This window comes from Candidatus Zixiibacteriota bacterium, assembly GCA_040753495.1.
Classification (GTDB): domain Bacteria; phylum Zixibacteria; class MSB-5A5; order GN15; family PGXB01; genus DYGG01.
The window spans coordinates 1-9526 of sequence record JBFMEF010000075.1 but is presented as its reverse complement, the minus strand read 5'-3'; the positions used below and the strand labels follow the sequence as shown (position 1 = coordinate 9526).

Here is a 9526-nt window from a genome sequence, read left to right as displayed (position 1 = left end):
TGGGCTGTTTGATTCCACCGGCAAAATCATCTTTCGTGACCAGAAACCGGCTCTGGTCGAAAAAGGAGCCACCCCATTATTGCATCTGGTCACCAATATCGGCGAGAATCTTCTTCTCCACGCGGCGGAAGAAGAGATGAGTGTCCGCTGGCTAGGTGTCGGTTCCCCCGGCATAATAAACAACGTCACCGGAGAGGTTGCCGGAGCCTGTCCCAATATACCGGGCTGGGTTGGAATCAAAATCGGGGCGCACCTGAAGGAACATCTCAACCTGCCAGTCTTCGTTGACAATGATGCCAACGCCATGGCGCTGGCAGAACTTCGCTTCGGCGCCGGGAAACGATTTAGTTCCGCCATTTGTATAACAGTAGGTACCGGCATAGGCGGCGGTATTATTATCGACAAGAACCTCTGGCGCGGCAGCAACTTTTCCGCCGGCGAAATAGGCCATATTGTGGTCAAATATGATGGTAAAGAATGCCGCTGCGGCAACCGTGGCTGCCTGGAAGCCTACTGCGCATCGCAGGCGATTATTGACCGCACTAAGGAAAAGATGAAGAACGGTATGACTCCGATATTTGATGAGGTCCTCTCCGGCGACATTCAGAACCTGAATATCAAGAAACTTTTCATGGCGGCGCGGAAAGGGGATGAACTGGCGCTGGAAGTTATCGAAGAAACCGGCGAAATTCTTGGAGCCGGTCTCTCCGGAATAGTGAACTTATTGAATCCTGAAGCGATAATCTTCGGCGGCGGCATAGTTGACGGTGGCGCCGGCTTTGTTGAAGCCACTGGAGCCGCTATCCGGAAGCGAGCATTCCCTATGGCAGCGGACAATCTTCGCATCCTCAAGGCAGAACTCGGAAACGATGCCGGTTTTATCGGCGCCGGATTGCTCGGTGAGTACAAATCTCGAAAATAAGGAGAAACTGAATCGTGACTTCCGATCATAAGGACCGCCAGCCGCTTGCCGTCAAACTGCTTGCCTATTACGGCATTATTTTTGGGGTGATGTACATCCTTGTCGCTGTGGTGAGCATTGTCCTTGCCATCCTTGACCGAAGCTATAAAGATATCGATAAGAATTTCCTCATCGGTCTATATGGAATCCCGGCGGTCGTTTTCGGACTCGGCTTCAAGAGTCTCAAGCGCTGGGCCTGGTTCGGGTACTCCTTCTTTCTGCTGCTGGTGGTGGTCCTTTCCCTCTTCAATCTGAAAGACAGCTACCGCCTTGCCGTGGGGATAATCTCTCTGGTAGTGCTTGCCGCGCTATTCCTTCCCGCCGTCAAACGCCATTTTTTCCCCGCCTAAAAAGAAGTTGACATCCGCCGATTTTTCCCTTAATTGGCTTAACTTTTAGGGAAATTTATCTGGCGCCCTAGCTCAGTTGGTAGAGCAACGGACTGAAAATCCGTGTGTCCGCAGTTCGATTCTGCGGGGCGCCATTTTTTATTCCGTTTATTGATACAGAGTTCCTTCGATGGCGGCTGGAGCCTTCTCTTTCTCTCTTCTTGACAGAGGCATATTTAGCTCGTTAATTATGCCCGGCTCTAGCCGATGAAGAGATTGCATCGAAGTTTGCAGCCACGGTAGCTCAGCTGGTAGAGCAGCTGATTCGTAATCAGCAGGTCAGCGGTTCGATCCCGCTCCGTGGCTCTTATTTTTCCCCCAAATAGAAAGGCTGGAGCATTACTCCAGCCTGACTACCAAGATATCGTCAACTTCAAAGTTTGTTAATATTGATATTCCCCGCCGAGGTTCTCAAATAAATCTCCGGTCCGCCGCCATTAATCTCTCCCTGTAACTCGTGACTGACATATCTGCCGCGAACTTTCAGCGGGAAATCGCTTTTGATTTTCCCGGCGCTTGTTTCCGCATCTATATTCGCCTGTATGGTCTCCGACAGGTAAACTGTCACACTTCCTCCCGATGTCGTCAAACGGCAGGGCGAACTTGGCTGCTCCATAATCTCCGCTGTAACGCTTCCGCCCGAGGTTGAAGCATCTATTGAACCGCGCACCTCTTCCAGATTGATGCTTCCGCCACTGGTGCGGGCATAGATTTCGCCGGTCGCTCTTTCCATATTGATACTTCCCCCCGAGGTTTTTATATCAATCTCCCCGTCGCATTCACGAAGGCTGATACTTCCTCCCGATGTCCTTCCTCTTATATTCCCCTTTGCTCCGGTGAAATTGAGGCTCCCTCCGGCTGTCTCCACTTCCATCGTCCCCTCAATATTTGAGACGCCTATCCCCCCACCGCCGGTGTGAATATCCAGGTCAAATTTCTCCGGAACCATGATATAATATTCTACCTTAAGCCGGTTGCGGCGATTCTGAAACAGCTTGAAACTATCATCGTCGTATTCACCGACAACAGCAACCCTGTTCCCATCCTGGTTGAAATCGACATGGAAGCGGTCCATTATCTCGCGCGCTTTGTCACTGTTATCAGTATCGGCAATTAGCGTAATACTGACCTCCACCTTGTCGCCGGCGCCGGCTTTTACCTGCACCGAGCCTAACTCCGACTCTACTACCAGAGTTCCCCCCGGCTTAACCGGAAAATCTCGGGATATGTTATCTTCAATATCGGCATAGGCGCCGGCCGATATGATAAGCCCGCCACCCAGAACCAGAAGTACCATTAATCGCTTCATTTTCACGGAATCCTCCTCATATATTCTTGTATATCCATCATTACGACATCCCGGTCAAAAGGTTGCCTTGGACGGTTCTGCAGTTGGACAAAAAATCGGCAGGACGACAGCGCCACCGCCATTTGCAACTTGCAACTGTCTGAAAATTTAAGCATATAAGGAGAAACAGACTCTTTTTCTTGGCGGAGGAAAAATGATAGAATATAAATTGGCAAGTTCAGAAGATGATATCGCCCTTGCCCGGACCCTTTTCACCGAATATGGCCGTTCCCTCAATTTTAGCCTTTGCTTTCAGGACTTCGACCGGGAGCTTGCCGAACTACCCGGCGACTATGCCTCTCCCGATGGAAGACTGATACTGGTCTATCATCGCCAGACGCCGGTTGGTTGTGTTGCCCTGCGCAAGATTGACCCCCAAGTCTGTGAAATGAAACGGTTGTACGTTCGACCGGAATTTCGGGGGGAGGGATTTGGCCGCGCTCTTGCCGAAACCGCGCTCGAAGAAGCCAAGAAAATCGGCTATCGCTTCATGCGTCTCGATACCGTCCCGGAGATGAAAGAGGCTATCTCCCTTTATGAGTCTATCGGTTTCAAGAAAATACCCCCATACCGGGATAATCCTGTCCCGGGAGCCATATATTTGGAGATTGATTTAGCCAATTTCGAGTGATAGCGGCTTTTATCTGCAAAACCAAACCCCCGCACCGGCTCTGCCGGAAGCGGGGGTTCTTATATGCTCGCAGTTCTGCCGTGTTATGGAATTAACAGGATGGCTCTGCCCCTCCTTTGAAGAGGAAGTTTATCAGAAAAGTTGCATCCAAAATATTTATCGACCCGTTGTTGTTGGCATCGGCCGAAATCAAGGGGTCAGGCGTCGCTCCGCCCTTGAACAGATAAGCAATAATGAATGTAGCGTCGAGAATATTTATGCCGCCGCTGCCGTTGGCGTCGCCGCAGATATAGTCGCAGGCGTCACCGACACCGTTGCTATTGCTGTCCTCCTGCAACGGGTTTGGCACATCGGGACAATTATCGCACACATTCCCTACTCCATCGGCGTCATTATCGGCCTGGTCAACATTGGCGAGAGCCGGGCAATTGTCGCAGGCGTCGCCAAAGCTATCGCTGTCGGTGTCGGTCTGAGAAACATTGCTCTGGTTGACGCAGTTGTCGCAAGCATCACCGTGACCGTCGGAATCGACGTCTTCCTGACCGGCATTGGCTACCGCCGGGCAGTTATCCGAAAAGTCAGGAACCCCGTCGGCATCGGCGTCCGGATAGGGATAAACCTCATAATCGATTATCCGCAAAGCGCGATTGTTAGGACCCTTCACTCCCGGGGCATGGTATTCGTAAATGATTTTGGCAAAATATCCGTCCGATTCAGCAATATCGACCGAGCGATAGTCACTGATTACGCTGTCGCCGGTTAGGCTCACCTGCGTCGGCGTGCTCCAGGTAGTTCCCGCGTCCTCTGTAATCGTCGCATAGAGGGCACCGTTCCGGACAAAGGTAACCAGGAATGTCTGTCCGGCGATGCTCTGGATTCTCGGGAAGCGCTCCGCATCGGTGGTGGCAACGACCACTTCGGTGGTAAGATTAGCCATATTGCCGTCAACTGTCCGCCAGCAGATCAGGTCTTTGTCGTCCGGTGTCGTTTCCGTGTAATTTTCCGCTATCACCAGCACGGCGCTATTGTTAGCCGCCACTGCCGGGAACTGTATATCGGTCGAATCTTCGGTTATGAAAACAAATCCGCCGCCGAAGATAGTATCAGCCATATTGGCAAAATTATCCTGCCGGGCAAAGAGTTTCCAGATTCCATCGGAGGCGTCAAACCAGTCATAGACAGCATAGGTTTTCGCCGCTGTGGGGTCAATGTCACAGGTTGTCGTACTGCAGCCATCAATCCCGCTGTACCAACTTATTGTCGCTTGCCCCGCGGCGCTGGTCTGCCAGGTCAGATGCGGCGCATCCACCATGTCAGGAGTTGTGTAGGTGGTGCTGTGCACAAAAGACATTATGCCCCAGCGCCAGCTTTCCTGACTGTCATCACAGGCGATGTCCACACATTGCATATCATGCCATCCATACTGGCTCCAATCCCAGTAACTCCCCTGGAAGGTATTGGGGTCGCCGCCATTGACCATATTGATAAGAAAAGTCGGGGCGCCATTGAAATACTCGACGGGAGGAACGACCGTTCCGTAGAATGACGTATCCATCCCGAAGTAGTCAACCGAGGGATACTTGGCGGCGCCGCCAAAATTCCAGTACACGGCATCGCTCCAGGTGAAACCGTCATCCAGCGAACTCTGCCAGTAGACTCTCTGGGTTGTAATCATATTTTCATGTCCCAGAACCAGTAGCCCCTGGTTGTTGTCGGCCAAGGCCGGGTGTGACATGACCGTATCCAGAACCGGACGCAATATTACCTGCAAATCATAATTGCCGGAAAGCCCGCCATAACCGTCAACGACGATATAATATGTATTTCCGGTATAAACCGGAAGGTCATAAATGGCGCCCCGGAGTGTCGGCGAACAGGAATCAGAAAATTGACTGCACCCCACTGATGTCAGTGTATCGTTCTCATAGACAAATATCTTGGTATGATATGATGAGGCGCAGGATACCACATCGAGCCGCTGATTCGCCGGCGGCGTGTACGAATAGACTACGTCGGGCGCCGTCGAGGCATTAAAACATCTTACGTCGTAGTCATGATTATACCCGACGGTTGTTCCGGTGGCTGAATAGGGCAAACTGCTTATCACGGTAGCATTCGCGATATCCTCCCCTCCCTGCATAGCCTGGCTAAGCCCCGGGTCGGTCGGCTGCCCCTGGAAAACCCAATCCTGACCCGCCATGGTCAAGGTCTGCGGCGCCTGAAACGATTTTTCAATCGATACCGCCACACCCCGCACTCTCTCGGCGTCTGCCCCCGGCGCCAGCGCCAATAACAGAATCAATGTCGCCATTGAGAACCATTTGCTTTTTCTCATAATGCAACCTCCGCCAAAATGAGATTTAAGGTTTATTTAAGAATCACTTTTTTATCGCACAGAGCGGTAGATTCCGGCTGGAATGGGGATGAGAGTCGGCCGAATCTAAAGGATATACTTTCCTTGTTTTTCCATTGTTTCACTTACTTCCTTCCGGCGCAAACATTGCATCAATTTTCAACCGGTCATATCGCGCGCTCCCGCGCCGGCGTGGTGGTTCAATAATAAGCGGCTCCCTGCTTGATATAACTCTCCTTACTCCTTCCCTTCACTAATGAGAGAATAAGGAAAGTCACTCCGCAGAAATCCGAGGCAAGAAATCACAATGAAGCAACAAGCGAGAAAAGGGCTTCATTATTTATATCACAATATAAAGTTACCGCCCTTTAAGATTATGTCAAGCTTTATATTAGAGAGGCGCTTACGGCTCGCAGAAATTGTCTTAATCATCTGCCGGAGGCCGGACTCGAACCGGCACGCACCTGACGATGCAAGGGATTTTAAGTCCCTGGCGTCTACCAATTCCGCCACTCCGGCAATGATGGCGGAAATTAAGCGACTCTCATAGCATAGTCAAGACTATAATATCTTTAATGGATTTAGCCCTATCAAAACAAGAGAACCACTCGCCCGTCATCTTTCGAGTGGTTACCAGAATAGTTGAAGATATGTCGAATCTTAGTTCAAGGTCGATTCGCTTTTTCCTTCACGGAACGGTTTACCGCTCCGCAAGCCTGACATTCGAATCCGCTCTCCTTGCCATCAGCCTCGACTACATGCCGCATCAGACGTCTCTCTGCCTGCCAGCATTTTTGACAGATCGCCGTCCTGGTCTTGTCCCGCCGCAAAGGGTCATGGGTTATCCAGAGAAGACCATCATGGAATTCGAGCTCCCCCGGCTGAAATCCGTATTGTTCAAGCATTTCTTGAAGTCGCTGCTGTAACGCGCTGTTGTCTTTCACTATATCCGCTGTCTTAGTCTTCAGTTGTTCTACTTCCAACTGCAGACCTTCAAATTCATGTATCAAGCCGTACAACTGCTCTGCCTGTGACATCTTGCCCCCTTCGCGAAGCAGCTGTGACGCATTCCTCAAAATCTCACTTGTGGTCATCTCCCCTCGCTCCTTTTCTTGGTCGCCGAAATATGTTTATTCGTCGGCGCCTTATGCTTATGACTGCCTTTCGTGCAGAACCCTGTCGAGTATCCCGTTGACAAACGATGCCGAATCGAGTGTGCTGTATTTCTTGGCAAGCTCAATCGCTTCATTGATGGCGACTTTCAGCGGAATATCCGGCATATATTCCGCCTCGCAAATCGCCATCCGCAGAATATTCTTATCCACGATGGCGATTCGCTCCAGCGTCCAATTCGTCGCCAATCGGACAATCTGATTATCAATCTTTTTCAAATTAGCGCAAACCAGGTCATAGAGCCTCTGGCTGAAATCAATACCATTCGCATCCAGGCCGCTCTTATCGATAATCGATGCCCTTATTTCTTCCCTTGTCTGCCCTCCCTGCTCCAGCGCATATAGAGCCTTCAGTACATATTCGCGGGCCCGATGGCGTGTGCTCATTTCTTTCCCATCTCGCGATACAGGTTAGCCATCTCAATCGCGGTCTGCGCCGCATCCCAGCCTTTATTCCCGGCTTTGGTTCCGGCTCTCTCTATCGCCTGCTCCAATGTGTCAGCCGTGATTATTCCATATATCACCGGCTGTCCTGAATCAAGCGCCAGACGGGCTATTCCCTTGGAGGTCTCATTTGCAATATAATCAAAGTGCGGCGTATCTCCCTTGATCACCGCCCCCAGGCATATCACCGCGTCGTACTTTTTCGACTGCACCATCTTCGATGCCGCATAAGGTATCTCAAACGACCCGGGCACCCATGCCACGGAAATCATCTTCTCATCCGCCTGATGACGTTTCAGGCAATCTATCGCCCCCTCCAGCAGTTTGGTCGTTAACAGGGAATTGAAGCGGCTCACCACAATACCAAGCTTCAATCCGGAACCATTCAGATTCCCGGCAATTTCTCTATACGACATAGCAACTCCTATAAGATTGTTAACAGATGTCCCAGTTTATCGCGTTTCGTTTCCAGATATTTCAGATTATGCTTGGTCGGCGGCATCTGAATCGGCACTCGACCCGTGATGGTCAACCCATATCCTTCCAGACCGATTACTTTTCGGGGATTGTTGGTTATCAGTCTTATTGAGGTCAGTCCCAGATCAACCAGAATTTGGGCTCCGATGCCGTAATCTCGAAGGTCCGCTGCAAACCCCAGTTCGTTGTTTGCCTCCACCGTATCTTTCCCCTGGTCCTGCAGTTTATAAGCCAGGATTTTATTGGCAAGACCGATTCCCCGGCCCTCCTGACGCATATACAGCAACACCCCGGTTCCCTCCTGCTCAATCATCTCCAGCGCATGCGCCAGCTGCGGACCGCAGTCGCAACGGGCCGAACCAAAAACATCACCGGTCAGACACTGCGAATGAACCCGCACCAGCACATCTTTCTTGCCGCTAACTTCACCTTTAACCACCGCGAGATGGTGATGCTCATCTATTTGTGAACGGTACAGGTGCAGATTGAAATGCCCATACCGGGTCGGGAAATCTACGACGGTAATTTTCTCGACCAGCCGTTCCGTTCGCCGACGGTACTCAATCAGGTCCTTGACCGTTATCAAGCGCAGGTCGAATTTCCTCGCGATTTCGTAAAGTTTCGGCACCCGCGCCATGTTGCCGTCATCATCCATTATCTCGCACAAAACTCCCACCGGCTTGAACCCGGCCAGCCGCGCCAGGTCTACCGCCGATTCGGTATGTCCCGCCCGCGACAATACTCCGCCATTGAGCGCCTGGATGGGAAATATATGCCCGGGGCGGCACAAATCCTCCGGTCGCGATTCTTCCGATGCCAGCACTTGAATAGTCCGGGCTCGGTCCGCCGCCGATATGCCGGTTGTGGTCCCTTTGCAGGCATCCACTGAGACTGTAAACCGTGTGCCATGCAGGGCGCTGTTGGTCTGTGACATCGGATGAAGCTTCAATCGGGATATCCTCTCCTCCGTCAGCGGCGCACATATCAGTCCTCGCCCATGCACCGCCAGGAAATTTATCGCTTCGGCCGTCACCTTCTCCGCCGCCATGATAAAATCCCCTTCGTTCTCCCTGTCCTCATCATCAACCACGATGACCATCTTGCCCTGTTTGATATCTTCGATGGCATCCGGTATCGTATCGAACTTAATCATTATAGCTCCATGGTTATGAATCATATATTCCAGCCGCTTTTGGCCAATTTCTCCAGAGTAACACCGGCCGGATTCTGATAATTCAGTCGTTGCAGTATATATTTTCCAACTAAATCAAATTCCAAGTTAACCATTGCCCCTTCTTTCCAGCGGTCGGCCGTAGTCTCCCGACGCGTATGCGGTATGATATTGACATCGAAAATATTTCCATTCACCCGGTTTATCGTCAAACTCACCCCGTCGATAGCAATCGACCCCTTCTCAACAACCAGGTCCCGATATTTCTCCGGAAACTGCACAGCAATTTCCAGCCCATTCCCTTTCGGAGCCGCTTTTACTATTTCGCCGGCACAATCGATATGTCCGCTTACCAGATGCCCCCCAAAGCGCCCATCCGCTCTCATTGCCCGTTCCAGATTGACCTGACGCCCGGTCTTATACCCGCCAATAATGGTTGACCTGATGCTCTCCGGCGAGACTTCTACATCAAATCCGCTCCGGTCAAAGCGCGTAACTGTCAGACAGCACCCATCAACCGCAATCGATTCTCCCAAAATTACATTTTCTAATGGCTTATTCGGGGCAATCGTCAGCGTCA

At 51.2% G+C, this 9526-nt stretch carries 10 protein-coding genes and 3 tRNA genes; 5 read left to right on the top strand and 8 right to left on the bottom strand.

Going from position 1 to position 9526, the window contains the following annotated elements:
- The 4 genes from AB1690_04880 to AB1690_04865 form a co-directional block, all read left to right on the top strand.
- Positions 1–922: ROK family protein (locus AB1690_04880; GenBank protein MEW6014635.1), on the top strand; the 922-nt coding region annotated here is incomplete at its 5' end.
- Between the two features lie 14 nt (positions 923–936).
- On the top strand, positions 937–1311 hold the full coding sequence (locus AB1690_04875; protein MEW6014634.1) for a hypothetical protein: 375 nt from the start codon (positions 937–939) through the stop codon (positions 1309–1311).
- A 61-nt stretch (positions 1312–1372) separates the two neighbouring features.
- Positions 1373–1445, top strand: a tRNA-Phe gene (locus tag AB1690_04870).
- A gap of 138 nt (positions 1446–1583) precedes the next feature.
- A tRNA-Thr gene (locus AB1690_04865) sits at positions 1584–1656 on the top strand.
- A gap of 67 nt (positions 1657–1723) precedes the next feature.
- Here AB1690_04865 and AB1690_04860 read toward each other — a convergent pair.
- On the bottom strand, positions 1724–2659 hold the full coding sequence (locus AB1690_04860) for a DUF4097 family beta strand repeat-containing protein (GenBank protein MEW6014633.1): 936 nt from the start codon (positions 2657–2659) through the stop codon (positions 1724–1726).
- 193 nt (positions 2660–2852) lie between these two features.
- Between AB1690_04860 and AB1690_04855 the strand changes: the two genes are divergently transcribed.
- Entirely contained in the window at positions 2853–3329 is a 477-nt protein-coding gene (locus AB1690_04855; protein ID MEW6014632.1) for a GNAT family N-acetyltransferase, read from the top strand.
- 91 nt (positions 3330–3420) lie between these two features.
- Here the strand turns inward: AB1690_04855 and AB1690_04850 are convergent, their stop codons facing one another.
- The 7 genes from AB1690_04850 to AB1690_04820 all read right to left on the bottom strand — a co-directional run.
- On the bottom strand, positions 3421–5664 hold the full coding sequence (locus AB1690_04850) for a thrombospondin type 3 repeat-containing protein (GenBank protein MEW6014631.1): 2244 nt from the start codon (positions 5662–5664) through the stop codon (positions 3421–3423).
- A gap of 451 nt (positions 5665–6115) precedes the next feature.
- Positions 6116–6201: transfer RNA gene (locus tag AB1690_04845), tRNA-Leu, on the bottom strand.
- Positions 6202–6347: 146 nt separating this feature from the next.
- Entirely contained in the window at positions 6348–6776 is a 429-nt protein-coding gene (locus tag AB1690_04840; GenBank protein MEW6014630.1) for a hypothetical protein, read from the bottom strand.
- 57 nt (positions 6777–6833) lie between these two features.
- Positions 6834–7241 carry a transcription antitermination factor NusB gene (gene nusB, locus AB1690_04835; GenBank protein MEW6014629.1) on the bottom strand — a complete coding sequence of 136 codons (408 nt, stop codon included), beginning with the start codon at positions 7239–7241 and terminating at the stop codon, positions 6834–6836.
- Entirely contained in the window at positions 7238–7714 is a 477-nt protein-coding gene (ribH, locus tag AB1690_04830) for a 6,7-dimethyl-8-ribityllumazine synthase (protein ID MEW6014628.1), read from the bottom strand. The genes nusB and ribH overlap by 4 nt, the downstream gene beginning before the upstream one ends.
- A gap of 8 nt (positions 7715–7722) precedes the next feature.
- Positions 7723–8928 carry a bifunctional 3,4-dihydroxy-2-butanone-4-phosphate synthase/GTP cyclohydrolase II gene (locus AB1690_04825; protein MEW6014627.1) on the bottom strand — a complete coding sequence of 402 codons (1206 nt, stop codon included), beginning with the start codon at positions 8926–8928 and terminating at the stop codon, positions 7723–7725.
- A 20-nt stretch (positions 8929–8948) separates the two neighbouring features.
- Positions 8949–9526: riboflavin synthase (locus AB1690_04820; protein ID MEW6014626.1), on the bottom strand; the 578-nt coding region annotated here is incomplete at its 5' end.